We start from the raw sequence: 26,539 nt of genomic DNA, 5'->3' as shown, positions 1-26,539 counted from the left end.
TCCCGAGCAGGGGGCCTTCTTCATGACGGATCAGATCGTCGGCCCGGACTCCAGCTCGATCAGCGGCGCCTCCGGCGTCACCGACTCGACCTGCTCCCCCTCTTCGAGCCGCCGCACCAGCAGCCCGTCGGTGGTCGGCGCGACATCGACGAGAACGCCGTCACCGTCGTGGATCTCACCGGCCAGGAGCGCCCGGGCCAGCTTGTCGCCGATCTCGCGCTGCACCAGGCGGCGCAGCGGCCGGGCCCCGTAGGCCGGGTCGTAGCCGGTGAGGGCCAGCCAGTCGCGGGCGGCCGCGGTGACCTGCAGCTCGAGCCGCCGGTCGGCGAGACGCCGCGCGAGGAGCCCGATCTGGAGCTCGACGATGTGCGACAGCTCTTCCATGCCCAGCGGGTCGAAGACCACGACGTCGTCGAGCCGGTTGAGGAACTCCGGCTTGAACGCCGAGCGCACCGAGGTGAGCACGGCCTCCTTCTTGGCCTGATCGGACAGACCCGGCTCGACCAGGAACTGCGAGCCCAGGTTCGACGTCAGCACCAGGATGGTCGAGCGGAAGTCGACCGTGCGACCCTGCCCGTCGGTGAGCCGGCCGTCGTCGAGAACCTGCAGCAGCACGTCGAACACGTCGGGATGGGCCTTCTCGACCTCGTCGAAGAGCACCACCGAGTACGGACGACGGCGCACCGCCTCGGTCAGCTGGCCTCCGGACTCGTACCCGACGTAGCCGGGCGGGGCGCCGATCAGCCGTGCCTCACTGTGCTTCTCAGCGTATTCGCTCATGTCGATGCGGACCATGGCGCGCTCGTCGTCGAACAGGAAGTCGGCCAGGGCCTTCGCCAGCTCGGTCTTGCCGACGCCGGTGGGGCCGAGGAACAGGAACGAACCGGTCGGCCGGTCGGGGTCGCTGATGCCGGCCCGGGCCCGCCGCACCGCGTCGGAAACCGCTCGCACAGCCGACTTCTGGCCGATCAGGCGACCCCCGATGACCTCTTCCATGCGCAGCAGCTTGGCGCTCTCACCCTCGAGCAGACGCCCGGCCGGGATACCGGTCCAGGCGGCGACCACGTCGGCGATGTCGTCGGGACCGACCTCGTCCTTGACCATCGGCTCCCTCGACTCGTCGACCACCTCCTCGGCGGCCTGAGCCTCGGCGATCTCCTTCTCGATGGTCGGGATCTCACCGTAGAGCAGCCGGGAGGCCGCCCCCAGATCGCCCGCGCGCTGCAGCTTCTCGGCCTGGCCGCGGAGCTCGTCGACCCGCTTCATCAGGTCGCCGACCCGGTTCAGCCCGGCCTTCTCCTGCTCCCAGCGGGCCGTCAGCGCGGACAGCTGCTCGGACCGGTCGGCCAGCTCGGCCCGCAGCTTCTCGAGCCGCATCTGGCTGGACGCGTCGGCCTCGTTGGCCAGCGCCATCTCTTCCATCTTCATCCGGTCGACCTGGCGGCGCAGCACGTCGATCTCCTCCGGCGAGGAGTCGATCTCCATGCGCAGCTTGCTGGCCGCCTCGTCGATCAGGTCGATCGCCTTGTCGGGGAGCTGCCGGCCGGGGATGTAACGGTGCGAGAGGGCCGCGGCGGCCACCAGGGCGGCATCGGTGATCGCGACCTTGTGGTGGGCCTCGTAGCGCTCCTTGAGGCCACGCAGGATGCCCACCGTGTCCTCGACACTGGGCTCACCGACGAAGACCTGCTGGAACCGGCGCTCGAGCGCCGCGTCCTTCTCGATGTTCTCGCGGTACTCGTCGAGCGTGGTGGCACCGACCAGGCGCAGCTCACCGCGGGCCAGCATGGGCTTGAGCATGTTGCCCGCGTCCATCGAGCCGTCGCTGCTGCCGCCCGCACCGACCACCGTGTGCAGCTCGTCGATGAAGGTGACGACCTCGCCCTCGGAGCCCTTGATCTCTTCGAGCACGGCCTTCAGGCGCTCTTCGAACTCACCGCGGTATTTCGCCCCGGCCACCATCGCGGCCAGGTCGAGGCTGATCAGGCGCTTGCCGCGCAGCGACTCGGGCACGTCACCGGCCACGATGCGCTGGGCCAGGCCCTCGACCACCGCGGTCTTGCCGACGCCGGGTTCACCGATCAGCACCGGGTTGTTCTTGGTGCGACGGCTCAGCACCTGCACCACGCGGCGGATCTCGGCGTCCCGACCGATGACCGGGTCGAGCCGCCCGTCGCGCGCGGCGGCGGTGAGGTCGACGCCGTACTTCTCCAGGGACTTGTAGGTGCCCTCGGGATCGGCGCTGGTGACCTTGGCGTTGCCACGGACCTTGGGCAGGGCCTCGAGCAGCTTCTCGCGGGTGATGCCCTTGAGGGCCGGGTTGTCGCCCGCCGCCAGGCCGATGAGCAGGTGCTCGGTGGAGACGTACTCGTCGCCGAGCTCGCGGGCCACGTCACCGGCCGCGGACATCGCGCTGTAGGTGGCCCGGCCCAGGCTGGGCGAGCTCACGCTGCTGCCGCTGGCCCGGGGCAGGTTCTCGATCAGGGTGGAGTTGGTGCGCCGCAGAGCCTGCGGGTCGGCACCGACCGCCTGCAGAAGGGCGGGCGCGACCCCGTCGGGCTGCTCGAGCAGCGCTCCCAGCAGGTGCGCCGGCTCCACCTGCGGCGCACCGTCGGTGGCGGCCCGCCGGACGGCGGAGGCCATGGCCTCCTGGCTGCGGGTGGTGAGCTTCAGATCCATGGTTCTCCGTTACCTCCGATGCCGGTTCTTGCTGACCGATCTGCACAACGCTCACAGAGTTGAGTCTGTTCCACTCAAGTTAGCTTCTCCGGGCGCCCGGCGCACGACCGAACGGCAAAGGGCCGGCACCTCCCCGTCGGGAGATACCGGCCCTTACGTGAGGCCTCGCGGTCAGCCGAGCTGGACCTGGGTGGTCGTCGCCTTCACGGTCACGCCGCTGTCACCCACCGTCACGTCCTGCGCGGTGAAGCCGAAGGGCAGCTCGGGCAGGTGGTACGAGCGGTTGAGCAGCGTGGTCACCTGCGGGCGCAGCACCGCCGGCACGTCCTGCAGCGAGTCCTGGGTCAGCTCGAGCACCAGGTCGCCGTCCTTGATCGTGACCGAGGCATCGCCCTGGATCTGGGTGCTGCCCAGGCTGTTCTGGTAGGTGCCGGTGATCGAGAGCCGGCCGCCGTCGCCCTGGGTGAACTCCACCTTCAGGTTGTCGTCGGGCATGTTCTCGGCGACCACCTTGTCGATCGCGGAGAACCCGACGGTGGCCTCGGCCACGGCGGAGTCGACCGGCACGTCGCCGAGACGGTGGTTGAGGATGTCGCCGAAGTTCGCGTGGATGCCGCGCATCTCGACGTCGAGCTGGTCGACGGTCACGCCGTCCTGCACGGTGAGGTCGTTGACCTTGGCGTTGACCTGGTTGTACTTGCCGCTGAGCGCCTGGGTGAGCAGCGGGAAGCCGTGCACCTCGACGTCCGGGCGCTCGGCCAGACCGGCCTCGCTCTGGACTCTCTCGGCCACCACGCGGCGGGCTGCCCACCAGGTCACGCGGTCGACGATGACCAGCAGCACGAGCAGCACGAGAACGACCCCGATGAGCCGACGGATGATCACGACCGAACCTTTCACGAACGGGCTGGGAAGGAGCTGAACGGACGACCTTGGCGCACCGACGGGTAACCGTGACATACCTGGCCCGTCGAGTGACAGTCGGGGCCATCGGTTGGAATGAGATCGCGATCGGGGCGATCCGGCCACTCGGGCACCGGAGGATTGAAGACGGGACCTGGGCGGCGCGCTCGATGTCGCACCACCCAGGCCCCGCAGCCTGTCGGACTCATGCGGGCGAAAGCCTCACGCAGAGTGTCCTCTTCGGAGCTGAGAGCTTGGGGGCTGGTTCCTACGGATCGTTACGAACCCTTCGGAACGTTGCAGGAAAAACTTCCCAGACCACCCAATACGACGTCAAGGAGTGTTGAGGTCATATCGACGAAATCGCGGTGGTCTACTACTGCGCGTGATCCTCGCGAAGTGCCAGACGCGCTCTGCCACTTTGCGTAAGAATGACCGCTCTTCACTTCGCTCGGCCTTACACAGAGGATGCGTGAACGCATGTCCGCCGACCTGACCACCGTCGAGCGTTTCGCGGTGACCCAGAAGATCACCCTGATGGTCAACCGGTACGAGATCCGGGAGCTGCTGCCCGACGGCAACACCGGTGCACTGCTCGCCTTCGCCCAGCAGAAGCGCCTCGCCTTCAAGGAAGAGGTCACCTTCTACACGGACGAGAACCGCACGCAGCCGGTCTTCAGCTTCAAGGCCCGCCAGCGCCTCGACCTGGGCGCCACCTACGACGTTCTGGACGCCTCCGGTCAGGCCATCGGCTGGTTCCGCAAGGACTTCGGCAAGTCCCTGCTGCGCAGCTCCTGGCACCTGGGCTTCGCCAACAGCCCGGTCGAGCTGTTCGGCACCGAGCGCAACAAGAACGTCGCGATCGCCCGCCGGGTCTGGGAGTTCATCCCCTTCATCAGCGACCTGCCCTCGCCGTTCGTGTTCCACTTCGACTTCACCGACCCGGAGGGCACCGTGCTGCTGAGCTCGCAGCGCAAGCGTTCCCTGCGCGACCGGTACGAGGTCGAGGTGCCGGGCGCCCGCGTCGACGGCCGCCTGGCCGCCGCCATGGCGGTGGCGCTGGACGCCCTGCAGTCACGCTGACCCGGTGACCGGTCCCGGGCGGGACGAGCCCTGTCCCGCCCGGATCGGCGTCACCGGTCTCATCGGCCCGGCACCGCCACCGTCAGGGGCACGAAACCCGGCACGGACAGCTGGATCTCCGTGACCGCCTCCGGCAGCGCGGGCAGCAGCAGGCTGATCTCGACCCCGGCCGGACCCACGCTCTCCGGCGCCCGGCCACAGGTGCAGTCCTTCGTGCCGCCCTCCGGGCCCGTCCACTCGGCACCGTTGATCGTCTGGCCGTTCGCGGTGACCGTCGCGGTGCGGAACCCCTGCCCGCCACTTCCGGTGTACCGGCTCGTGGTGATCTGGTGCTCCTCCTGCGCGCTCAGCGAGAACCGCACGTGCGTGGACGACTTCCCGGCCTCCAGGGCGAGCACACTCAGGGTGCTGGTCGCCTCGTAGTTCGAGTAGTCCTCCGGGGAGTACGCATAGATCACGCCCTGCTCCGAGGCCAGCGGCCCGTCGCCGGCCGGGGCCTGCTCCAGGTACCGGTCGGCGGCCTCCTGCACGGTCATCGAGTCGTCGCCCCCGATCAGCCGGTCCAGACCGCCGCTGCGCCAGAAGATCAGGCCCGCCACGGCGACCACGACCAGCCCGGCCCCGAGCACCAGGGCGACCCTGCGCAGTTCGGCGTTCATCCGTTCTCCCCGACCCGGGCCACCAGCGGGCGCACCGAGTCCTCCGGGGCCGTCGAGTTCTTCGCGGCCACCTGGTCGATCAACGGCCAGACCTCGCCCATCACCATCGGGTCCTCCTGCAGCGAGGCCGGTTCCAGCACCCCGTCCTCGACCACGACGTCGTGCACGATGTCGCCGTGCCCGACCATCACGTCCACCGTTCGCAGGTCTTCGGGCAATTGCGGGAGCACCGCGTAGAACGTGTGGAAGACGCCGCCGGGCTGTTCTCGGGGCCAGGCCGTGGTGGGCGAGACGATGGCCTCCTCACTGCCGTACTTGGTCAGCCGGGCCAGCGGCGCGTAGATCCGGTTGCCCGCGAAGTCGACCAGCCGCACGTTGCCCGAACCGCCCGACCCGGCCTTCGCCCGGTCGTAGGCCGTGGAGTTGAGGTCGTACCAGGAGGGCGTCTCCACCCCTGACGGCAGCCCCACGGAGTAGTAGACGACCGTGGCGCCGTCGATCCGGCGCACGCCGTTCACCAGCACGGTCGCCTTGGCCGACTCGGACTCCATCGTCGTGCTGACCACGGTGGAACCCAGCACGGGCACCTCCTGCTCACCGTCCGGGGCGGCGGCGGGCGTGCCCGAGGCCAGCACCCCGGTCAGGGCCAGGGCGACGATCTGCTTCACGGGGTACCCACTCGGGTGACGGGGGCGGTCAGGGGGACGAAACCGGGTATCTTGAGCTGGATCTCGGTCGCCGAGTCGGCCAGGGCCGGAAACAGCAGGCTGACCTCGACACCGTCGGCGTCGATCACCTTCGGCCGCGAGCCGCAGGTGCAGTCGCCCCACAGATCGTTCGTGCCGGTCCAGCGCGCGCCGGTCATCGAGACGTCGGCCTGCTCCGAAACCAGTACGGCGGTGTGGAATCCGGGCAGCGTGCTCTCGACGTACTCACTGTTGTCCAGGGTGAGTTCCTTCTCGGCGCTCAGCGAGATCCGCACGTGGGTGGACGACTCGCTGACGTCCACCGCCAGGATCTTCAGGGTGCCGGGCGACTCGAACCGCTGGTAGGTGGTGCGGTCGGACGCGTAGATCACGCCCTGCCCGGTGGCCACCGGCCCGGCCTGCGGCGGGTCGGCGCCCAGGTAGGTGCTGGTCAGCTCCCCCACCGTGGGATCACCGGTCAGGGCTCGCGACTGGGCCGCGGGCACGTCGGCGCCCGGCTCGGCCCCACGGAGCAACCAGATCCCCGCGGCGACGGCGACCAGCACCAGCCCGATCGCCACGACCGTCACCGACCGCTTCACTTCGCCACCCCCGGTCCGAAGACCACGCTCACCCGGCGGTTGGCCTTGCGGCCCTCCTCGGTGTCGTTGCCACTCACCGGGTCCTTCTCGCCGCGCCCGGAAATCTGGTACGTGACACCGGAAACCGCGATCAGGGGCTTCAGCGCCCGGGCCACCGCCCGCGCCCGGCGCTTCGACAGGTCGAGGTTGTGCTCGTCGCTGCCGTCGGAGTCGGTGTGGCCGACGATCTCGACCGGCCCGCCCTCCGACGCCTCGTTCACCGCGTCCGCCGCCCTCTGCAACACGTCACCGGCCGCCGGGTCGAGCGCGGCCGAGTCGACCCCGAACAGCACGTCCGACGAGAGGTCGACCGTGGTCGTCTCCTCCACGGTCTCCTCGGTGTACGAGCCGTCGGCGCTGGCCACCTTCGTCACCAGGTCGCGCACCGAGTCCTGGGGCCGCAGCGATCGCGCCGCGGCGGCCTGGTCGATCTGCGGCCAGGCCTCGCCCATCCGGATCGGTTCCTCCTGCGGCACGGCCGGTTCCAGCACACCGTCGTCGATCGGCAGGTTCTGCACCACGTCGCCGTGGCCGATCCGCACGTCCACACTGTTCAGGTCGGCGGGCAGCTCCGGCATCACCGCGTAGAAGGTGTAGAAGGTGCCACCGGGCTCGTAGTCGGGCCACGCCTTGGCCGGCGAGCTCATCACGGCACCCTTGCTGCTGCCGTCGTTCTCGTACAGGGGCGCGTAGATCTTCTCGTTCGAGAAGTCCACCAGGCGAACCGCCCCGATGCCCCCGGTCCCCATCAGACGGTCGTAGGAACTGGACTGGAAGTCGTACCAGCTCTCCGGCCGCGCCCCTTCGGGCAGGCCGGCCGAGTAGTAGAGCACCGTGGCGCCCGGGATCCGGCGCACGGCGTTCACCAGTACCGTGGCGGTGGTCTCGGTCCCGTCCATCTCCTTGCGCACCGTGGTCGACCCCAGAACGGGAACCGTCTGCGCGGTCAGGTCGTCCGGCGACATCGCGGTCGGGGTGGGCGTCACGGCGGCCTGGGCCGGAACCGCACCCACCAGGGCGGCCGTGAGCCCGAGAACGGCCACGGTTCTTGCCTTCACGGCATTCTCCAGTCGGTGCGGGTAGCAGGACCCTAGGGGCGTGAGGACGTTTCGGGGCACCTGCGCGGAAACGTCACCCCGGGGCGGGTACGTCCACCACAGCCGGTCGCATTCCCGTCGCGCGGAGTTGCCGGCCTGAGCGAATCAGCGTGCGAGCACGTGGCTTTGCCGCCTTCTGGTCTCCAGTACCGCGAGAGTGCGGTCGCGCGCCAGCATTCGCCAGGCCTGCGGGTCTTCCCGGGCCAGACGCACGTCGGCGCACCAGGTCTCGTAGGCGGCCGCGAGTTCGGTCAGGGGACGCACGGGGGCACCGGTGTCGGCCCGGAACCGGGCCGCCTGCCGCAGGTTCCGTAGCGCGCGCCGCACGAAGGGACAGGCCAGGCGCTCGTCACGCCCCCAACGCACGGCCAGGGCGCCGACCTCGGCCCGGGACCGGCGGCCGCCGAGCAGGTCGAGCCACCAGCCCCGGACCGTCTCGACGTCCGGGGTGGCCCGGCCGGCGTCTCCCCTCCGAAGACGCCAACCCGACCCCTCCATCACCTGATCGAGCCCATGCTGCATCCCACCCCTAGATCTCGATCACTCACAGTCCCGGCCTCCACCGGCACCATCGCCCCCCGGCGTGGCATCACTGTAGGGCCCAAACACGCATTTACATACGCTGAGTGAAGGTCGTCACGCATGACGCAAGGAATTGATAACGCCCGGTTATGAGTGGCTTACCGATCGCCAGACAACTGGACGAGTGACCGAAAGTGATGAGGGTCGGTCCTGCGCGTCAGGGCCGTAGCGACTCACCACATAGGGCCTAACCACGCAGCGTCAGGTTCCGCCCCGGCTCGATCCCCCAGGACCGGGCCCGTCCGGCCTCGGTCTCCAGGATCCAGCGCGACCGCGGACGAGGCCGGCCCATCCGCCCGGGAGCCAGGGTGGTCACGGCCAGCACCAGACCGTCGCGCCGCACGTGCACCACGTCGATGGCGAAGCGCATGCCGAACGTGTGCACGCTCGATCCCGGCCTCAGCACCAGCCCGGTCTCTATCCCGTCGCGCCCGAGCAGCCCCCGCGCCCGGGCCCGGTAGCTCGTGGCCACCTCGACCTCGGCCACCTCGACGCCGTCCAGCAGCAACCCGGTCACTCGATCACTCTCCGAAAAGTAACAATCACGCCATTTGCCACCATGTAACCCTGTGGTGAGGCACAGTGACCAGTGATGAGCCTGATCGCCCGCCGCCCCGCTCGCGCGGCTCTGCCGGACGCCGGGCCGTCACCGGTCCGGTACCTCGGCGTGCTCGGCGGCGCCGCGACGGCCGTGCTGGTCACGGCGGTGCTGATGCCGGTGGCCGGGCACGCGGTGCGGGCCGGGCTGTGCGGTGAGGGCGACACCGGGTGCGCGACGCTGCCGATCGCCCCCGAAGCCGCCTGCCACGTGCTCAGCCACGCCGACGTGGTGCCCGACGACGCCGTGGTCTTCACCGACGACCTGGGCAGTTCCGGCCGCCTGACACTGGCCCGCACCGTGGACAAGAACGCGGTCGTGCACTGGTTCGTGCGCCGCGACGACGTTCCCGGCTCGGTGCGCGGCGGCGAGGTCACCGAGTTCCCCACGCAGGCGGCGGCCCGGGCCTACATCACCGCGGCCCAGCACGAACCGGTGCGCGAACGGCTACGGGCGGCCGACCCGACCGGCCTGATGGCCCGGATCGCCGGGGCGGTCGACGGGCACCCACTGCCCGGCGAGATGGTGGCCACGCCGCACGCCACGTTCGTCGACGCCGGGTCGGCCCTCGATCTCGGCGCCCAGGCCCGCTCGGGCGTCACCGGCCCGCTCGTCTCCGGCGGGGTCACCGGGGTCGCCGAGGTCCGGGTCACCCACGAGGCCCGGCCGGTGACCACACTTTTCGTCGAGCTCTCGCCGAGCGCGGCGACCGCCCTGCGGCTGCGCGGCTACGGGCCCGGGATGACCGTGGCCAGTATCGCCTTCGACCGGCAGGGCAGTCCCGAGCAGCTGGTGGTGGAGTCGGCCGGGCAGTTGCGAGGGTGGCTCACGCCCGCTGCCGACACCGGTTCCGACCTGCTCACCAGGCTTTTGGACGAGTCGGCACCGACCGAGCTGCCGCCCTTCACCGGGCGGGTCACCATCCGGATCGACCTGCGTGACCCCGGCCCCACGGATTCAGCAGGCAACGCGGCCAACGCCGACCTCGCCGCCGACGCCCTGCATGAACTGGGGGTGCCGCTGCTGCTCGACCGGGGCGACGCGGACCCCGACGCTGTCACCTCGCTCTACCGGGAGCTGGACGCCGGCCGCGCGGGAACCTCGGTCACCGTCAGCGCGTACCGGTCCGAGAATGCCTCCCCCGAGGTCGGTCTCGGGCTTCAGGGCGGGCTGACCGTGAAGGGGGCCCGGCCCGGCGACGACTTCTACTACGCGCCCGGTCAGGGGCTCGTGCGGTGGCAGACATGCGGGCCCTAGTGGTGGCGGTTCTGCTGTTCGTGCTGAGCGGTTGCATCACCGATGTGGGCGTCCGCGACACCGCGGCCCCGGTCAACGACGGCCGCACCCAGGTGCTCCCGGTCTCCGGGCTCGCCCACCACACCGAGAGCACGGGCGCGCTGCACTTCGAGATGCCCGACGACGTGCCCTACGAACCGGAGTCGTCGGGCACCGACGTGCGCACCTGGCGCACCGAGACCGACGAGGGCTGGTGCATCGTGATCGCCGGTTCGCAGGAGGACTTTCGCGGTGCCTTCCCGGCCGCCGCCATCGCGGCGTTCGGCGCCGGCCGGGAACCGGGCGGAGTGATCGAGGTGAACGAGCCCGTCGGTCCGGTGCCGGGCACGGTGGCCGGGGTGAGCCAGCGCAGCCGGTATCCGCTCGGCGACGGGTCCACGCAGGGCCTGCTCGTGGTGCGGCAGTACCTCACCGACGACGGCACCCTGATCTCACTGAACACGGCCGGACCGGTGAACGCCCTCGAGACCTGCCGTCTCGAGGAGATCCCGAGCACCCTGAGGGCGGGTGAGGTGTCCGAATGAGTACCGAACCGCAGCCACGCATCCCGCCGCCGGTGATGCGTGAGGAGATCGAACGGCCGAGCCGGATCATGCTCGCCGACGACCTCAGCACCTGGTCGGGCGACGACGCGCCGGGCGGGCTGCTGAGGCTGCCGGCCGCCACCCGGCTCGGCCTGATCGAGAGCATGACGTTCGACGGGTCCCGGCTCATCGTGCTCTGCGGGGAGAGCGCCGAGGTGGCCGTGGCCCGCGAGATGGCCCTGGCCCAGGCCGCTCTGGAGGTGGAGATCACCGTGGTCGCGCTGCCCGGCGGACCGCTCGGCCACTACGCCCTCGCCCGCATCGCCGAACAGGCCCTGGGGGTCGCGGGCCGGCCGACGTCGCTCGTGGTCTCGCTGCTGCCCACGCTGGCCGCCGAGCTCGTCGACATCGCGGTGCTGCGCTCGGTGTCCGGGCTGGACCTGCCCGGCGTCGGCATCGGGCAGCACCTGGCCTCGGTACTGCCCGGGCGGCGGCAGTTCGCGGTGCAGCTCACCCCGGCCGCGGCCGTGCGCCAGATCTCCCGCGACCCGTCGTCGGACGGGTTCACCCGGGCGCACTTCGGGCCGGTCGGGGTGCGGGTGCTGATCGCCGGGCCGCAGCCGCTGCCGCCGTCGCTGGAGGGTGTGCTGGGCGGCACCGAGGAACCTCACCGGGTGCGCACCGAGCTCGACCTGCCCGGCTTCTGGGGCGACGAGGAGGCCACCGAGTTCGTCGCGGTGCCGAAAGACCCGGCGGCCTGGGTGGTCGCGCGGGTCCCGGTGCAGCCACACAGCCCCTGCGACTGGTGCGGCGCCCCGCTGGTGGCCGCCGCCGCGCGCTGCGTGTTCTGCGGCTTCAGTCGATGATCTCGATGCGGAAGCTCTCACGCACCGCGTCGAGGATCTCTTCCGGCGGGCCGATCGCGGCCCGGGCCGGCGGGAACGGCCAGGTGTCGAGGATGCCCAGGTTGATCCCGTCGACCGGGGTGAAACAGCCGGAGGCGCGACCGAGCCGCTCCGCCACGCGGTCGACGAGCCAGTGGGCCAGCGCCGCCGCCTTCGGCTGCGCGAACTGGGGGCAGCGCACGAACGTGACCCGGGAGACCACGCTCGCCCGGGCCCGTTGTGCCGCCACGTCGGCCGGGCCGTCGACGACCTGGCCGGGCGGGGCCAGCACCTCCACCCGCACGCCGTCGCCGGTGCTCGACAGCGAGACGTCGGTGCAGCCGAGTCCGGCCCCCTCGTGCGGGTTCTCACCCCAGTTGCGTTGTGCGGCGGCGCAGGCGGCGGCGGTCAGGTCGGGTTCCCAGGCGGTCAGGGGCGCGAACAGGGGACGCACCTGCCAGGGGATCGTGGCCGCGGCCCGGAGCACGGTGGCGTCGCGGAACTGATGGGTCGCGGCCACGGCCGCCGAGTCGGCCGCCGTCTGGGTCTGGGTCTTCTGGTCGGAGGCGCTGCCCACCTGGGCGAAGAGCAGGCCGAGGAAGAGCAGTGCGACCACCACGAGGAGGAGGGCCGGAGCGATCTGGCCCTCCTCCCGCCCCGTAGCCCGGCCGCGCAGCACCGCGGACGTCAGGTGGCGCCGAAGATCTGCGAGATCTTGGTGGTGATGTTGCCGGCGATGGTGGTGCCGATACCGCTGGTCGCGATGGCCACGATGATGATGGCCACGATCACGACGATGCCCATGTACTCGGCCGCGGTCTGCCCGCGGTCGTCGCGACGCCGGACCCGGTGCCCCAAAGCCAGCAACCCGAGGTAGATCTGGATCATCTGTGCTCCCCTCAGAGAGAACCGAGGCTAGTGGCGCGGGGCCGGGCCGGACGAGGGCCCGGCGGGCCCAGCGCGGGCCCAAATCTCCACCGCCTCGCGGCGACTGCGCGCCCCGAGCTTGGCGAAGATCCGGTTCACGTGGTTCTTCACCGTCTTCGGGGCCACGAAGAGCAGCTGGGCGATCTCCCCGTTCGTGCGCCCGGCGGCGAGCAGTTCCATCACCCCGGCCTCCCGGTCGGACAGCAGCGCCGCCACGGCCGGGTCGGCGGCCCGCACCGCCGGGGCCGCGGCGGATCGCTCCGACGCCAGCACCCGCACCGCCGAGGCGCTGAACACCGACCCGCCCCCGGCCGCCGCGAGAATGTTCTGCACCACGGTGCTCTCGTCGAACGTGCCGTAGACCAGGTAGCCCCGCGCCCCGTCCCGCACGGCCCGGCGCACCGTCTCGTCCTCCTCGCTCGAGGTCAGCATCAGCACGCAGGTGAAGGTGGCCAGCTCGGGCAGCACGTCGAGGCCGGAGGTGCCGGGCATGCGCACGTCGAGCAGCACCACGTCGGGCCGCAGCTCCCGGGCCCGGCGCAGGGCCTCGGCACCGTCACGGGCCTCGCCCACCAGCCGGGTGGCCGGCTCGGCGGTGAGCAGCTGACGCAGGCCGATCCGGATCACCGGGTTGTCGTCGGCCACGAGAACCGTCACGGGTGAACGGGCTTCGCGCTCAGGCACGACTGACCCGGGCCCGGTGGAGAAACGCCTCACCGCGAGCGGGGACCGGAGATCTTCGCACCGGCAGCGTCAGCCGCACCCTCGTCCCGTCGCCCGGCGCACTGCGGATCGCGAACTCCCCGCCGCTGCGGGCCGCCCGCTCCCGCATGCCCAGGAGCCCGTAGTGCCCCGGACCGAAACCCGGCGTGATCGCGAAACCGACCCCGTCGTCCTCGATCTCCAGCACCACCGCATCAGCGCGCGCCGCCAGCGTCAGGGTCACCGTGCGGGCCCGCGCGTGCTTGACCACGTTGTGCAGCGCCTCGGAAGCAACCATCAGCAGCACATTCCGGGAAGCATCGTCGAGATCCACCTCGTGGGCTTGAATTTCGACGGCCAGCTGATGCCCCGCCGACACCCCCGCAGCCCGCTCGTGCAGCGCCTCCACGAGACCACCCACGGCCGGACCCGATTCACGCAACCCCCGGATCACCATCCGCGACTGCCCGGCCAGTCCCTGGGCGGTCTCACCGATCACCCCGGCGGCCTCGCGCACCGAATCCTGGTCACCACGTTCCAGTGCTGCCCGCAGAGTACGACTGAGCAGCCAGACACCGTGCAGATCCTTGGTCAGCGAGTCGTGCAGGTCGCGGGCGACGCGCAGCCGTTCTTCCCGAACCGCATGGGTGCGCCGAAGCTTCCAGAGCTGCGTGGCCGTGCGTTCCTGCCGCACCAGCAGCCGCCGCACCGCCACCCCGGCGGGCCCCGCCCCGAGCAGCAGGGCGGGCAGGGTGATCGTGGTGTGGAGGTCGATCTCCCCCGGCACGTATCCGGCCCGCAGCATCAGGAAGCCCCCGTAGGTCAGCGAGGTGAGGATGCCCGCGACGAGAACGGGCCGGGCCCGGTAGGTCAGCCCGGCCAGCACACCACTCGCCATCAGGTACAGCACCATCGGCGTCCCGGACCCCACGACGCCCAGCACACCCAGAGCCAGCACCTGGTCGAGCAGCAGATGCAGCCGACCGTGCGGCAACCGCGTCCAGAACCGCAGGGCCAGGAGGTTCAGACCGGACAGCGCCCCCAGCAGCAGTGCGACCGCCGGCGGATCAGCCCGCAGCGCGACCAGGGTCAGCACCGGGGCCGCGACGCGCGGGATCAGCAGGTAGCGGGCGAGCCGGCCGACCTCGCTCACAACGACCCCAGATCCACGTCGGAGCCCAGGAACAGCGCCAGCACGATCAGCGCGACCACCGCCGGCATGATCACCATGGTGATGATCAGGCTGACCCGCGGCGCGGCCCGCGCCGCCCGGCGCCGCGCGATCTGGGCGAACTCCCGGCGCATGTCCTCGGCCAGCTGGTTCAGGGTGTCGGCCAGCGGTGCGCCCAGCTCCTCGGCCTGGATCATCGCGGTGACGAACAGCCCCATGGTGGACGAACGGGGGTTGCGGTCGCGCAGTTCGAGGAACGCCTCGCGGCGGTGCACCCCGATGTCCATCCGGCGCATCGTGCGCCGGACCTCCTCGGCGAGCGGCCCCTCGAGCGTCTCCCCCACCCGTTCCATCGCCGCCCGGAAGCCCAGCCCGGCCGTGACGGTGATCGCCAGCACGTCGAGGAAGTCGGGCAGCTCCTGCTCGATGCGGCGCTGCCGGCGCTGGGCCTCACTCCACAGCCAGATCGTGGGATAGGCCACGAGCAGCAGGGCGGCCAGGGCGGCGAGCGTCGGTAGGCCGCGCACCACCAGCAGCAGGCCGCCGAGCAGGCCGAGCACCGCGTAGGCACCCTGCAGCTCGGCGAACCCGGCCACGTCCAGATCACGCGGCTGCCCGGCGGCGGCCAGCAGGTTGCGCACCTCCAGGCGCCAGCGTGGGCCGAGCAGACCACTGAGGGCCGGGCCGGTGCGGCGGCCGAGGAACCGGTAGAACCGCGACACCAGCGGGAAGCGGCTGGTGCGCACCACCGGCACCGAACCGGTGTCGGGCAGGGCGACCTCGGGCGGGGCCTTGAGCAGCTGCCACCCGTACAGGCCGAAGAGATAGACCAGCAGCGCGGCCATCCCCAGGGCCAGCCCGTGCCCGCTCATCAGACGTCGATCCGGGTGGTGCGGCGGATCATCCAGAACCCGGCCGCGTACATCCCCAGCGCGAGCACCAGGATGATCTGGCCGATCAGCGACGACGTGACCTTGTTCAGCGTGCCCGGGGCGATCACGTTCATCATCAGCAGCGAGCCGGCCCCCAGGATGAGCACGATCCAGCTGGTGAACACCGCGCCGGAGAGCATGGTGCGTACCTCTCGGCGCAGGTCCTTACGGGCCTCCAGGGTGTCGGACATACCGCGCAGAGCCGTCACCACCGCACCGCCGGCCCGCGCCTGGATGATGAGAGTTCTTGTCAGCAGCGACAACTCACGACTGGGCAGGCGCTGCTGGAGATGGTCGAGCGCATCGTTCAACGGGGTGCCGACGTCGAGTTCGTGGGCCAGGCGCGACATCTCCGACGAGGCCGGCTCGTCGAGGTCCTCGCCCGCCATCCGGATCGCCGAGCGCAGCGCCAGCCCGGCCGAGGTGGCGTTGGAGAGCACGCGGGCCACCTCGGGCAGCTGGGCCACGAACGCCTCCCGGCGCCGCGACTCGCGCCGGTCGAGCACCGTCAGCGCCAGCCGCACCGCGGCGGCGGCCGCGAGCACGGCGAACCACCAGCTCAGCATCCGGGAGGCGACCACGAACACCACCACCGCGAGACCCGCCAGGGCGACCCACACGTCCCCCATTCGCCACCGCACCCCGGCGCGGTCGAGGCGCAGCTGCAACCACCGCCCGTGCCAGGTGCGCCGGAGGCGCGCATCGAGCCGGTTGACCCACCGCGCCCCCGACCGCTCGACCACCTCGAGGGCCGTGCGGCTGGTCAGCGCCTCCCGCTCGTTGGCGCCGAGAACCCACTGCAGACAACCGATCACGGCCACCAGCAGGGTGACCGCCGCCAGGGCGAGGATCACGGCCGACCCTCCAGATACTGCGGCGGGACCGGTTCGCCCCGCACGATCAGCCGGTCGGCCAGCGGGGGCGGCAGCCGGTGGCAGACGAAACGGCCGGTGACCACCCGGTCGGCGCCGGTCGGCTCGGCCTCGAAGTGCATGAGCCGTTCGAGGCGGTACTCCTCGCGGCGACGCGAGGTCACCGCGATCACCTCGACCACCCGCCGCGACCCGTCGCTGAAACGCGAGAGCTGGATGATGATGTCGACCGCGTTGTTGATCTGGTCACGGATCGCGGCGAAGGGGAGCTCGAGTTCGCTCATGGTGGCCAGGGTCTCGAGCCTGGAGATGGCGTCTTGCGTCGAGTTGGCGTGCACGGTGGCCAGAGAACCCTCGTGGCCGGTGTTCATGGCCTGCAGCATGTCGAGCGTCTCACCACCGCGCACCTCACCGACGATGATCCGGTCGGGCCGCATGCGCAGGCTGTTGCGCACCAGGTCGCGGATCGTGATCTCGCCCCGGCCCTCGATGTTCGACGGGCGCGCCTCCAGACTCACCACGTGGTCCTGCTCCAGCCTCAGCTCGGCCGCGTCCTCCACCGTGATGATGCGCTCGTGGCTCGGGATGAAGGCCGAAAGGGCATTCAGGAATGTGGTTTTACCGGTGCCGGTACCACCCGAGATGAGCACGTTGAACCGGGCCCGCACCATCGCCGCGAGCAGCATCGCGCTGGCCGTGTCGATCGCGCCGAGCTCGGCCATCCGGTGCATCGGGATCGGTGCCGGGAAACGGCGGATGGTCAGGGTCGGCCCGGTCAGCGAAAGGGGCGGGATGACCACGTTCACCCGCTCACCGCCGGCGAGCCGCGCGTCCACCATCGGGCTGGACTCGTCGACGCGACGGTTCACCGTGGAGACGATGCGGTCGATGGTCTGGTAGAGCTGCTGCTCGCTGGCGAACGCGAAGGGTGCCCGCTCGAGCCGCCCGGCCCGCTCGATGTAGACGTCTTTCGGCCCGTTGACCATGATCTCGGTGACGGACGGGTCGGCCAGCAACGGTTCCAGCACCCCGAGCCCGAGCGAGTCGTCGATGACCCGGCGGATCAGCTGGGTGCGCTCGGTGCCCGACAGCAGCGGACCCTCGCGGCTGAGGATGCGCGCCAGCACCCGCTCCAGCCGGGTGCGGCGCTGGGCCGGGCCGAGGGTGGAGAGCTCGCTCAGGTTGAGCTCTTCGAGCAGGGCACGGCGGTAGCGCTCGACGTAGGCCTCGAACTGCTCAGTCTTTTCGGACTTCTCGCCGCCGTTACCCGCCCGCAGGTCTTTCAGCCCCATGGCGCCCTCGCCGTCTCGCTCTCGAACCAGGCGGTGCGGTGCACCTGCGGGCCACCGCCCAGACCGGGCAGCACGATCGGCATGGTCACGGTGACCTGCACCGAAGGGCTCTCCCCGCCGCCGATCTCGACCGCCAGATCGTCTTCGAGCCAATCGGGGACGCTCCGGCGCGCCGAGGCGGCCGGGTCGCCGTCGCCCTGGCTGGCCGTGCGGGCGGCGGCCCGGGCGGCCGCACTGGCGGCCTGGGCGGTGGCGGCCGCGACGGTCAGCTGCAGGGCGGCGAGGAAGGCGAGGGCGATGAACGGTATGGCGCCGAGCAACTCGATCGATGCCTGCCCCCGCTCCTTCATGGCCGGCGCCCCTCGAACCGCATCTGGGCGGTGGACTCGGCGATCAGCGCGTCACCGAAAAGACCGGTGACGCCCGGGATGAACGACGGGGTGGTGACGCGCACCGTGACCTCGGAGTCCGGGTCCGACCAGCGGTCTCCGACCGTGACCGTCAGCCCGTCCTGCCAGGCGCCGGGCAGTTCCTGACGGGCCCGGGCCTCGATGTCGCCGTCGCTCCGGTCGGGAGAGACCGCCACCCGCGCCGCCGCGGCCGCCGCCTGCCCGGCGAGCACGTGGCCGTAGCCGATCAGCACGCCCTGGACGAGGCAGGCCAGCACGATGCCGAGAAGGGGCAGCAGGCCCATGAATTCGATGGCCACCTGCCCGGCGTCACGACGGCGCGCGGCCCGACGGCCGGTTTCGGCCGATCGGCGGGCAGTTTCGGCGGGTTGACGGACTCCGAGTGACTCGGCCACCCGGGCCAGGGCGCGGCGGGTGTCGCGGTCGACGAGCCGCTGGGGGTCGCCGGTGTTGGCGGCGGCCTCGAACGAGCGGAAGGACGCGGGGACGCCCACCTCGCTGATGGGCAGTCGCGCCAGCCGGGCGGCCAGGTCGGGTTGCACCTCCACACCCCGGGAGATGCGGTTGAGCAGCACGGTGACGTCTTTCTCGGGCCGCAGCCGCAGCCGGTCCCACAGGCGGGCGGTGCGGCGGCACCCGCGCATGCTCAGCACGTCGGGGGTGGCGACCAGCACGGCGCGGTCGGCGATCTCGACCGCGGACGCGCCGGCCGGGGTGAGCACGCTGCCGACGTCGACCACCACCACGTCGAACCGAGACTTCAGGGCACCGATCACCGCGCGGCCCACGGCCTCGGTGATCTCCTCGGCGCGTTCGCCCTCGCGCGGGCCGAGCAGGACGTGCAGCCCGGAGGTGTGGCGGAACAGGACGTCGTCGAGGGTCTGCCCGGAGATCTCGCCGACCAGGCCGATCAGATCGGTGACGTCGCGGCGGTGGCTGATGTTCAGGAGGGTGGAGAGGTCACCGGTCTGCAGGTCGAGGTCGACGAGGCAGGTACGGCGGCCGTCGGCGGCGGCCTCGAGGGCGGTGTGCACGGCCAGGGTGCTGGTGCCGACGCCGCCCTTGCTGCCGGCCAGGGCCACCACGTGACCGCTGCCCAGCACGCGGGAGGTGTCGCCGGCGATGTGGCTGCGCACGATGCCGGCCCAGGCCGCGGCACTCTCGATGCGCTGGCCCAGGTCGTCGATGGTGAAGCCGAGCGGGGCGATGCTGCGGGCGCCGGCCTCCATCGCGACCCGGAACAGCTCCGGATCGGAGGTGGAGCTGAGCAGCAGGATGCCGACGAACGGGTCTTGCCGGGCGATCTGCCGGATCAGGTCGAGAACCGGTACCGGGCCCAGGCTCTCGGCCAGGATCAGCACGTCGGGCTGGAAACCGGAGACCGCGTCGGGCACCTCGTTGGAGGTGACGCAGACGTGCACCAGTTCGTCGCCGAGTTCTTCGCAGACCGACGAGACACGTTGCACCACGAGCTCGTCGGCGCTGCCGAGGAGCAGGCGGCGGTTCATCTCGCGCCCCGGCTGCGGCGGCCCGGCTGCGGTTTCGATTTCGGCTGGGGCTGGGGCTGGTGCTGCGGTTTCGGCTGCGGCTGGGGCTGGGGTTTCGGCTGCGGCTGGGGCTGGGGTTTCGGCTGCGGCTGCGGCTGCGGTTTCGGCTGCGGTTTCGGCTGGGGCTGCGGTTTCGGCTGCGGCCGGCTCGTCGCTCGGCCCGGCTGCTGCCGGTTCATCCTCGGCCTGCCTTCAGGAGCTGGGAGCCCTCGAGCACGCCGTTGCTGCCCGGCGGCTGCGAGCGCGTGCCCGGGGCGACCAGGGCGAGCCGGACCTTGGTGGCGAAACTCTCGGCGTAGGTGACCTTCAGGCTGTCTTCGCGGTCGAGGGCGAAGGTGACGGGCACGACCTCGGTCTGGCGGAACTCCTCCTGGTCGGGGGAGTCGATCTTCTGCAGCGCCCCGATCGCGAGCACCTGGGCGTTGCTGACGATCACCCGCGCCTGGTCGGCCTTCTCGCTGCCGCCCTGCGCGTCGGTGCTGCTCACGCTGAACGTGCCGTAGATGTCGACCAGGTCGCCGGTCTGGATCTTGCCACCGACGCCGGTCTCGGCGTCGATCAGGATGGCGATCTCGCTCTGGCCGGGTTTCAGCTCGGGCGGCGACGAGGCCATGCCCTCCTGCAGCATCGCCCCGGCCGGGATGTCGCTGGTGGCGACCAGGCCGCGGGAGGTGTCGAACGACTGGATCGCCGCCTCGGGCAACCATTTCGAGGGAAGCTCGACCTCTTCGATGTCGTCGGCGGTGATCGGGGCGTACTTCTTCACCTCGTCGGTGAAGCGGTAGCTGGTGGTCATCGGGCCGACCCGGTGGCCAATGTCGCTCACATAGCCGGCGATGAGCAGGAAGACAGCCACCGCACCGAGAACGGCGACTCCCATGAGCAGCACGCCGCGCCGCTGCCGCGGATTCATCCTTGCCACCCTCCAGCGATGCAGAAACTGGCGTTCGTGACCTTGGGTTGAAGTAAGGTAACAGAGGATTCCGTACCCAAACGGTCAATACGGGGAAATCGGTCATGGGTCGTTACCGGAGCGAGACGCGACGCCGTCGCCGGTCGTGGTGGGTGCTGCCCGACGAGCTCACCCCGGGGGCCGAACCCACCCCGGGGCGGCTGCTGATGGGCACGGTCGCGGGTCTGGCCACCGCGGTCATCGGTTTCCTGGTGCCGCAGACGCTGCTGGTCGCGGTGTTCCTGGGCACCGCCGACTACACCACCGGCCAGGCCCACGCGCGGCTCTTCACCCTGCTGTCCGCCCTGGTGGCCGGGTTCGCCTGCGGTTCAGGGGCGTTCGTGGCGGCGCGCAGCCTGCGCCGGGCCGGGCTGAGCGGGGCCGACAGCCTGCGGGCCGCGCCGGTGCCGCCGGCCGTGCTGGCCCTGGGGCTCGCGGTGGCCGGGCGGCTGAGCGGCGGCGGTTGGGTGGGGGGCGTGCTGCTGCTGGCGGTCGCCCTGACCGCGGTGGCCGTGGGCGCGCGCCGGGGCGCTACTTACTGAGGTCTTCGAGATACTGCTCGAGCCCGGCCACGACCATCATGTGGTCGTCGACCTCGGGCAGACCCGACACCGTCACGGTTCCGACCACCCCGACGCCGTGCACGTGAACCGGGAACGAGCCGCCGTGCGCGGCGTAATCGGCCGGGTCGAGGCGGAAACGCTCTTCGAAGGTGACGCCGTCGGCGAGCGCCTGGCGCCCGACGAGCAGCGAGGAGAGGCCGAACCGGTCGACCACGGCGGCCTTACGGCGGATCCAGGCGTCGTTGTCGGCGTTGGTGCCGGGCAGGGCGTAGTGGAAGAGCTGCTGGCCGTTGCGGCGCAGGTCGACCGTCACCGGGGCGCGGCGGGAGGCGGCCAGCTCGACCAGGATGATGCCGATCTGCCAGGCGTCGTCGTTGTCGAAGCCGGGAAGCCGGAGACGGCGCTCCTGGTCTTCGATCTCATCGATGAGGGCACGCAGATCTGATTCCATGGTCATCAGTTCTACCGGCCGGGACGCCACACGACCAGCGCCGTCGAGGTGACAGGCCGCTGCGGGCGGCGCCCGGGGGCCACCGCCACGATGTCGCCGCCCGGTTCGGCCGCGAACACCCGGCCCGCACCGCGCAGTTTGGCCTGGAGTACCTGGAGCTCTTTCATCAGGGCGTCGACCTGGCCCCGCAGAGCCCGGTTCTCGTACTCCAGATCGAGAATCCGCTTGATCCCGGCCAGGTTCACGCCCTCCTCCTGGGAAAGGCGCTGCACCTCGCGCAGAGACGCGACGTCGCGGGGCGAGTAGCGGCGACCCCGGCCGGCCGACCGGCCCGGGGTCACCAGGCCGAGCCGGTCGTACTGCCGCAGCGTCTGCGGGTGCATCCCGGCGAGCTGGGCCGCCACCGAGATCACGAAGATGGGCGCGTCCGGGTCGACGCTGAACTCGCCGCTGAACTCGACGTTGATCTCGTCAGCCATCGCCGGGCCTCCGTGTCCTGCCTAGGGTTTGTCGTCGAGATGGGCGAAGAGCCCGGAGCGGGGGTTCTCCCCGGCCGTCGCCTCCGCGAACGTGTTCAGCGCCTCCCGGGCCTTGCTGTCGACCCGCTGGGGCACCGCCACCTGCAGCGTCACCAGCAGATCACCGGTGCGCTTGGCGGTTTTCACGCCTCGGCCCCGGGCCCGCAGGGTGCGGCCGGAGGGCGTTCCGGCGGGCACCTTGAGCTTCACCCGGGCACCGTCGGGGGTGGGCACCTCGATCTCGGTGCCGAAGACGGCCTCCGGGAAGGTGACCGGCACGGTGATGCGGACGTCGGCACCGTCGAGCGTGAAGATCGGGTGCGGCTCGACCGACACCGTGACCCACAGGTCGCCCGGCTCACCCCCCATGTCGGACGACTTGCCCTTGCCGCGCAGGCGCACCTTCTGGCCGTCGCGCACCCCGGCGGGGATGCGTGCCGTGATGGTGCGCAGACCGGCCTGCGGGTCGTCGACCCGGAGATTGAGCTGTGCGCCCTCCATCGCCTGACGGAAGGTCAGGGTGGCGGTGGCGTTGAGGTCGCCGCCCCGCATCGGGCCGCGCGGGGAACGGTAGCCGTTGCCGCCACCGCTGCCGGGCGGGAAGAGGCCGTTGAGCATGTCTTCGAAGATCGGGGACTCGGCGCCGCCCCGGCCCGGACCCGCGCCCGGGCCACCGGTGGTGGTGTACCGCACCCGCTGCTGACCGGCACCAGGCATGCCCGCGCCCGGCACACCGCCGCCGAACAGGTTGCCCAGCAGGTCTTCGAAGCCCGCACCACTGGCACCGCCGGCGGGACCGGCTCCACCGGCCGTGAAACGTGCTCCGCCGCGGGACATCGCGCGGATCGCGTCGTACTGCTGGCGCTGCTCGGGGTCGGAGAGCACCGCGTAGGCCTCGCCGACCTCCTTGAACCGCTTCTCGGCCGCGTTGTCACCCGGGTTGGCGTCCGGATGGTGAGTACGCGCGACCTTGCGGTACGCCTTCTTGATGTCTGCCGCACTGGCGTTCTGCGGCACTCCGAGTACCGAGTAGAAGTCCTTTTCGAACCAGTCCTGGCCCGCCATGTGTCTCTCCTTGAGCCGCCGGGAGGCCCGGAGCGGGAATCGGCCGGCTCAGCCGATTCCCGCTCCGGTCACGGGCGAGGTGTCAGTTTGGGTCGGCCACGGCGACCCGGGCTGCCCGCAGCACCCGGTCACCACTGCGATAGCCGGGCTGCAGCACCTGGACGACCGTGGTCGTCGTGGTGCCTTCGGCCAGTTCCGCCTCGGTGCGCATCAGCGCCTCGTGGACGGACGGGTCGAACTCCTCGCCGGCCTCGCCGTAGCGGACCAGACCGAACCGCTCCAGCACCGCCTCGAGCTTCTCGGCGATCGCCGCGAACGGGCCGGACTCCAGATCGCCGTGCTGACGGGCGAGGTGGACGTCGTCGAGCACCGGAAGCAGGGCCTCCAGCACACCGGCGATCGCCGTCTCCTTCGACACGTCGCGGTCACGATCGACCCGGCGCCGGTAGTTCACGAACTCGGCCTGCAGACGCTGCAGGTCGTCGAGTCGCTCCGCGGCCGAGGACCGGGCGGCGTCGAGGTCGGCCAGGATGCCGTCCAGCGAAACCTCCTCCGTTCCCTTCTCGTCGTCGTCCGAGGACGACTCGTCAGCCTTGGTACCGGTGTCGCCCTGACCTTCGGCGTCGGCCTCGGCCGGGCTCTCGCCGTCGGCCTCGGCCTTGGCGTCGACCGGGGCGTCGGAGGCGTGGGCCGGCTTCTTGCCGGCCTTGGCCCCCTCCGTGGTCTCGCCCGTTTCCGCCGACTCCTCGCGCACCTGACCGGTTTCCGGGTCGAGCCGACGTCGGTCGCGGACTACCGGCCCCGAGGAGCCGTTCTCCGACGGATCGACAGTCTGCTCACCCATCACTTGTCCTCGTCGACGATCTCGGCGTCGACCACGTCGTCGTCGTTCTTCGACGAGCTACCGGCGGACGCACCCGCGGCGCCGGCACCGGGGGCCGCACCCTCGGCCCCACCCTCGGACTGCTGCGCGTAGAGCGCCGCGCCGAGTTCCTGGCTGGCCGTGGACAGGGCCTCCTGCTTGGCCTTGATCTCGTTGATGTCGGTGCCCTCGAGCGCCGTCTTCAGCTCGGCGATGGCCGTGTTGACCTTGGCCTTGCCCTCTTCGGGAAGCTTGTCCTCGCTGTCGCGCAGGAACTTCTCGGTGGAGTAGACGAGCTGCTCGGCGCCGTTGCGGACCTCGGCCTCGTCGCGACGCTGACGGTCTTCCTCAGCGTGCTGCTCGGCCTCCTTCACCATGCGGTCGATCTCGTCCTTGGACAGGGCCGAGCCGCCGGTGATCCGCATCGCCTGCTCCTTGCCCGTGCCGCGGTCTTTCGCGGACACGTTCACGATGCCGTCGGCGTCGATGTCGAAGGTGACCTCGATCTGCGGCACGCCCCGGGGGGCGGGAGCGATACCGGTGAGCTCGAAGTTGCCCAGCGGCTTGTTGTCGCGCGCCAGCTCACGCTCACCCTGGAAGACCTGGATGAGCACCTGCGGCTGGTTGTCGTCGGCCGTGGTGAAGACCTCGGACGCCTTGGTCGGGATCGCGGTGTTGCGGTGGATGAGCTTGGTCATCACGCCGCCCTTGGTCTCGATGCCCAGGCTGAGCGGGGTGACGTCGAGGAGCAGGACGTCTTTGCGGTCTCCGAGGATGACGCCGGCCTGCAGGGCGGCGCCGATGGCGACGACCTCGTCCGGGTTGACGCCCTTGTTGGGCTCCTTGCCACCGGTCAGCTCACGCACCAGCTCGCTCACGGCGGGCATACGCGTGGAACCACCGACGAGCACGATGTGGTCGATCTCGGAGACGGAGATGCCCGCCTCCTTGATGACCGACTGGAACGGCGCCTTGGTGCGCTCGAGCAGGTCGGCCGTCATCTGCTGGAACTGGGCCCGGGTGAGCTTCTCGTCCAGGTGGACCGGACCGTTCTCGGTCATCGAGAGGTACTGCAGCGAGATCGTCGTGGACGTCGCGCTGGACAGTTCCTTCTTCGCCTGCTCGGCGGCCTCACGCAGACGCTGCATGGCGATCTTGTCTTTCGACAGGTCGACACCGGTCGAGCTCTTCACCGTGTTGACCAGGTGGTCCATGACGCGCTGGTCCCAGTCGTCACCACCGAGGTGGTTGTCACCGGCGGTCGAGACGACCTGGATGGCGGTGCTGCCACCCTCTTCGACGTCGACCTCGAGCAGGGAGACGTCGAACGTGCCGCCACCGAGGTCGAAGACCAGGATGCGCTCGTCAGCCTTGCCCTTCTCCAGACCGTAGGCGAGGGCCGCGGCGGTGGGCTCGTTGATGATGCGGCGCACGTTGAGGCCCGCGATCTCGCCGGCCTCCTTGGTGGCCTGCCGCTGTGAGTCGTTGAAGTAGGCCGGGACCGTGATCACCGCGTCGGTGACGGTCTCGCCGAGGTACTCCTCCGCGTCGCGCTTGAGCTTCTGAAGCACACGGGCCGAGATCTCCTGCGACGTGTACTTCTTGTCGTCGATCGCGATGTTCCAGTCCGTGCCCATGTGCCGCTTGACGGAGCGAATGGTCCGCTCGACGTTCGTGACGGCCTGGCGCTTGGCGACCTCGCCGACCAGCGGCTCGCCGGACTTGGCGAACGCCACGACGGACGGCGTGGTGCGACCGCCCTCGGCGTTCGCGATGACGGTGGGCTCGCCGCCCTCGAGCACGGCCACGACGGAGTTGGTGGTTCCGAGGTCGATTCCGACCGCTCTTGCCATGATCTTGGTTCCCTTCGATAAGAGCTGAGTGGCCCTCACTCAGGTTGATGCAGTCTCCGCAGTCAGTCAATTCGGGACTGATCTAACTTGAGTCTGCCTCGCTCAACTATCGAAGGGCGGCCGGTGTTCCCGGCCCGGAAAGAAAACCCGATCGGCTCACATCGCGACGGGGATGGATCCGGGGTCCGCCGACTCACAGATGCCCTCCGGCACCGTCGCTGCACCCGCGTCCTCACAGTCACCCGATGATGACGTGGCCGAGGGCCCGGATCCCTGGTCCGGGGCATCCGTCACCTGTCCGGTCGAGCCGGGCGAACCGCCCGCACCCTGCGCGCTTTCGGCACTTCCCGGCTCCGGCGAAGCTTCCGGATCCTCAGACTCCTGCGAACCGGCGGACGTTCCGCTCACCGACGGCTCCCCGGTCACCTCCGGGGTGGTGGAGGGCGCGGGCCGGCCCGGGAGCGCCGGAGCAGAGGTGCCGGACGAGGTGGGCTCCGCCGGACTCGCGACCGGAGGCGGAACGGTCGAACCGCTCGAAGGGGACGGATCGCCGGAGTACGACGGGGCAGGGGACTGGTCCGGCCGGGTCGGAGGCGACGAGATTTCCGTCACACCGGCCTCCGGCTGCCCGCCCGCGCCACCGGACGCGGTTCTGGACGAGGCGTCCGGGCGATCCGGATCGACCGCGGCCGCCCGGAAAGCCGGTGCGCCGCCTTCACAAACAGCCGTGACCAGGACCGCCCGGGAGCGCCCGAGCGAGAACACGACCTCCAGCCGGGCCGTCTGCGCG

At 70.8% G+C, this 26,539-nt stretch carries 28 protein-coding genes; 5 read left to right on the top strand and 23 right to left on the bottom strand.

What is annotated here, in order from left to right:
- Window positions 1-30: 30 nt before the first annotated feature.
- Entirely contained in the window at window positions 31-2,679 is a 2,649-nt protein-coding gene (gene clpB / locus J2S57_RS11865) for an ATP-dependent chaperone ClpB (protein ID WP_307241601.1), read from the bottom strand.
- Window positions 2,680-2,850: 171 nt separating this feature from the next.
- Window positions 2,851-3,564: an LmeA family phospholipid-binding protein gene (locus J2S57_RS11860; RefSeq protein WP_307241599.1), complete on the bottom strand. Its 714-nt coding sequence runs from the start codon at window positions 3,562-3,564 to the stop codon at window positions 2,851-2,853.
- Between the two features lie 498 nt (window positions 3,565-4,062).
- On the opposite strand from J2S57_RS11860, the gene J2S57_RS11855 reads away from it, so the two are divergent.
- The gene (locus J2S57_RS11855) at window positions 4,063-4,665 is read left to right on the top strand and encodes an LURP-one-related family protein (protein ID WP_307241597.1); all 603 of its coding nucleotides are present in this window, start codon (window positions 4,063-4,065) and stop codon (window positions 4,663-4,665) included.
- Between the two features lie 59 nt (window positions 4,666-4,724).
- On the opposite strand, the gene J2S57_RS11850 is transcribed toward J2S57_RS11855, so the two are convergent.
- The 6 genes from J2S57_RS11850 to J2S57_RS11825 all read right to left on the bottom strand — a co-directional run bounded on the left by J2S57_RS11850 (window position 4,725) and on the right by J2S57_RS11825 (window position 8,847).
- Window positions 4,725-5,324, bottom strand: a complete 600-nt coding sequence (locus J2S57_RS11850; RefSeq protein WP_307241595.1) for a hypothetical protein — start codon at window positions 5,322-5,324, stop codon at window positions 4,725-4,727.
- On the bottom strand, window positions 5,321-5,992 hold the full coding sequence (locus J2S57_RS11845) for a hypothetical protein (protein WP_307241593.1): 672 nt from the start codon (window positions 5,990-5,992) through the stop codon (window positions 5,321-5,323). The genes J2S57_RS11850 and J2S57_RS11845 overlap by 4 nt, the downstream gene beginning before the upstream one ends.
- Window positions 5,989-6,612: a hypothetical protein gene (locus tag J2S57_RS11840; protein ID WP_307241591.1), complete on the bottom strand. Its 624-nt coding sequence runs from the start codon at window positions 6,610-6,612 to the stop codon at window positions 5,989-5,991. The genes J2S57_RS11845 and J2S57_RS11840 overlap by 4 nt, the downstream gene beginning before the upstream one ends.
- Window positions 6,609-7,709: an OmpA family protein gene (locus tag J2S57_RS11835; RefSeq protein ID WP_307241588.1), complete on the bottom strand. Its 1,101-nt coding sequence runs from the start codon at window positions 7,707-7,709 to the stop codon at window positions 6,609-6,611. Before J2S57_RS11835 ends, J2S57_RS11840 begins: the two co-directional genes overlap by 4 nt.
- Window positions 7,710-7,853: 144 nt before the next feature.
- Window positions 7,854-8,246 (bottom strand): hypothetical protein, encoded by a 393-nt coding sequence (locus tag J2S57_RS11830; RefSeq protein WP_307241584.1) that lies wholly within the window; start codon window positions 8,244-8,246, stop codon window positions 7,854-7,856.
- 271 nt (window positions 8,247-8,517) lie between these two features.
- Complete coding sequence (locus J2S57_RS11825; protein ID WP_307241582.1) at window positions 8,518-8,847, bottom strand: DUF192 domain-containing protein; 330 nt, start codon at window positions 8,845-8,847, stop codon at window positions 8,518-8,520.
- Window positions 8,848-8,922: 75 nt separating this feature from the next.
- Here J2S57_RS11825 and J2S57_RS11820 point away from each other — a divergent pair, with 75 nt between their 5' ends.
- The 3 genes from J2S57_RS11820 to J2S57_RS11810 are packed head-to-tail and all read left to right on the top strand — an operon-like array spanning window position 8,923 to window position 11,614.
- Window positions 8,923-10,185 (top strand): hypothetical protein, encoded by a 1,263-nt coding sequence (locus J2S57_RS11820; RefSeq protein WP_307241580.1) that lies wholly within the window; start codon window positions 8,923-8,925, stop codon window positions 10,183-10,185.
- Window positions 10,173-10,748 carry a hypothetical protein gene (locus tag J2S57_RS11815; protein ID WP_307241578.1) on the top strand — a complete coding sequence of 192 codons (576 nt, stop codon included), beginning with the start codon at window positions 10,173-10,175 and terminating at the stop codon, window positions 10,746-10,748. Before J2S57_RS11820 ends, J2S57_RS11815 begins: the two co-directional genes overlap by 13 nt.
- Complete coding sequence (locus J2S57_RS11810; protein WP_307241576.1) at window positions 10,745-11,614, top strand: hypothetical protein; 870 nt, start codon at window positions 10,745-10,747, stop codon at window positions 11,612-11,614. The genes J2S57_RS11815 and J2S57_RS11810 overlap by 4 nt, the downstream gene beginning before the upstream one ends.
- On the opposite strand, the gene J2S57_RS11805 is transcribed toward J2S57_RS11810, so the two are convergent.
- The 10 genes from J2S57_RS11805 to cpaB form a co-directional block, all read right to left on the bottom strand.
- Window positions 11,604-12,311, bottom strand: a complete 708-nt coding sequence (locus J2S57_RS11805) for a pilus assembly protein TadG-related protein (RefSeq protein WP_307241574.1) — start codon at window positions 12,309-12,311, stop codon at window positions 11,604-11,606. The two genes, J2S57_RS11810 and J2S57_RS11805, sit on opposite strands and share 11 nt — an antisense overlap.
- Before the next feature lie 8 nt (window positions 12,312-12,319).
- Window positions 12,320-12,520: a hypothetical protein gene (locus J2S57_RS11800; RefSeq protein WP_307241572.1), complete on the bottom strand. Its 201-nt coding sequence runs from the start codon at window positions 12,518-12,520 to the stop codon at window positions 12,320-12,322.
- Between the two features lie 27 nt (window positions 12,521-12,547).
- The gene (locus J2S57_RS11795) at window positions 12,548-13,216 is read right to left on the bottom strand and encodes a response regulator (protein ID WP_307241569.1); all 669 of its coding nucleotides are present in this window, start codon (window positions 13,214-13,216) and stop codon (window positions 12,548-12,550) included.
- Between the two features lie 19 nt (window positions 13,217-13,235).
- On the bottom strand, window positions 13,236-14,414 hold the full coding sequence (locus J2S57_RS11790) for a sensor histidine kinase (RefSeq protein WP_307241567.1): 1,179 nt from the start codon (window positions 14,412-14,414) through the stop codon (window positions 13,236-13,238).
- Window positions 14,411-15,304, bottom strand: a complete 894-nt coding sequence (locus tag J2S57_RS11785; protein ID WP_307241565.1) for a type II secretion system F family protein — start codon at window positions 15,302-15,304, stop codon at window positions 14,411-14,413. Before J2S57_RS11785 ends, J2S57_RS11790 begins: the two co-directional genes overlap by 4 nt.
- A complete protein-coding gene (locus J2S57_RS11780; RefSeq protein WP_307241563.1) occupies window positions 15,304-16,218 on the bottom strand; it encodes a type II secretion system F family protein in 915 nt (304 codons plus the stop codon). Before J2S57_RS11780 ends, J2S57_RS11785 begins: the two co-directional genes overlap by 1 nt.
- Window positions 16,215-17,528 carry a TadA family conjugal transfer-associated ATPase gene (locus J2S57_RS11775; protein WP_307241560.1) on the bottom strand — a complete coding sequence of 438 codons (1,314 nt, stop codon included), beginning with the start codon at window positions 17,526-17,528 and terminating at the stop codon, window positions 16,215-16,217. The genes J2S57_RS11780 and J2S57_RS11775 overlap by 4 nt, the downstream gene beginning before the upstream one ends.
- Complete coding sequence (locus J2S57_RS11770; protein WP_307241557.1) at window positions 17,519-17,878, bottom strand: hypothetical protein; 360 nt, start codon at window positions 17,876-17,878, stop codon at window positions 17,519-17,521. Before J2S57_RS11770 ends, J2S57_RS11775 begins: the two co-directional genes overlap by 10 nt.
- Window positions 17,875-19,446: a CpaE/TadZ family protein gene (locus J2S57_RS11765; RefSeq protein ID WP_307241554.1), complete on the bottom strand. Its 1,572-nt coding sequence runs from the start codon at window positions 19,444-19,446 to the stop codon at window positions 17,875-17,877. Before J2S57_RS11765 ends, J2S57_RS11770 begins: the two co-directional genes overlap by 4 nt.
- 214 nt (window positions 19,447-19,660) lie before the next feature.
- Window positions 19,661-20,398, bottom strand: a complete 738-nt coding sequence (cpaB, locus tag J2S57_RS11760) for a Flp pilus assembly protein CpaB (RefSeq protein WP_307241552.1) — start codon at window positions 20,396-20,398, stop codon at window positions 19,661-19,663.
- Window positions 20,399-20,502: 104 nt separating this feature from the next.
- Between cpaB and J2S57_RS11755 the strand changes: the two genes are divergently transcribed.
- Window positions 20,503-20,979 carry a hypothetical protein gene (locus J2S57_RS11755; RefSeq protein WP_307241550.1) on the top strand — a complete coding sequence of 159 codons (477 nt, stop codon included), beginning with the start codon at window positions 20,503-20,505 and terminating at the stop codon, window positions 20,977-20,979.
- On the opposite strand, the gene J2S57_RS11750 is transcribed toward J2S57_RS11755, so the two are convergent.
- From J2S57_RS11750 to dnaK, 5 genes are all read right to left on the bottom strand, one after another.
- Window positions 20,969-21,457 (bottom strand): heme-degrading domain-containing protein, encoded by a 489-nt coding sequence (locus J2S57_RS11750; protein ID WP_370882460.1) that lies wholly within the window; start codon window positions 21,455-21,457, stop codon window positions 20,969-20,971. The two genes, J2S57_RS11755 and J2S57_RS11750, sit on opposite strands and share 11 nt — an antisense overlap.
- A gap of 5 nt (window positions 21,458-21,462) precedes the next feature.
- Window positions 21,463-21,930 (bottom strand): heat shock protein transcriptional repressor HspR, encoded by a 468-nt coding sequence (locus tag J2S57_RS11745; RefSeq protein WP_307241546.1) that lies wholly within the window; start codon window positions 21,928-21,930, stop codon window positions 21,463-21,465.
- Window positions 21,931-21,951: 21 nt separating this feature from the next.
- On the bottom strand, window positions 21,952-23,034 hold the full coding sequence (locus J2S57_RS11740) for a DnaJ C-terminal domain-containing protein (protein ID WP_307241544.1): 1,083 nt from the start codon (window positions 23,032-23,034) through the stop codon (window positions 21,952-21,954).
- A gap of 82 nt (window positions 23,035-23,116) precedes the next feature.
- On the bottom strand, window positions 23,117-23,878 hold the full coding sequence (gene grpE / locus J2S57_RS11735) for a nucleotide exchange factor GrpE (protein WP_307241542.1): 762 nt from the start codon (window positions 23,876-23,878) through the stop codon (window positions 23,117-23,119).
- Window positions 23,878-25,749: a molecular chaperone DnaK gene (gene dnaK, locus J2S57_RS11730; protein ID WP_307241540.1), complete on the bottom strand. Its 1,872-nt coding sequence runs from the start codon at window positions 25,747-25,749 to the stop codon at window positions 23,878-23,880. The genes grpE and dnaK overlap by 1 nt, the downstream gene beginning before the upstream one ends.
- Window positions 25,750-26,539: the final 790 nt, after the last annotated feature.

The sequence above is a fragment of the Kineosporia succinea genome, from assembly GCF_030811555.1.
Classification (GTDB): Bacteria; Actinomycetota; Actinomycetes; order Actinomycetales; family Kineosporiaceae; genus Kineosporia; species Kineosporia succinea.
The sequence above is the reverse complement of the archived record's forward strand: the minus strand, read 5'-3'. Positions and strand labels throughout refer to the sequence as shown.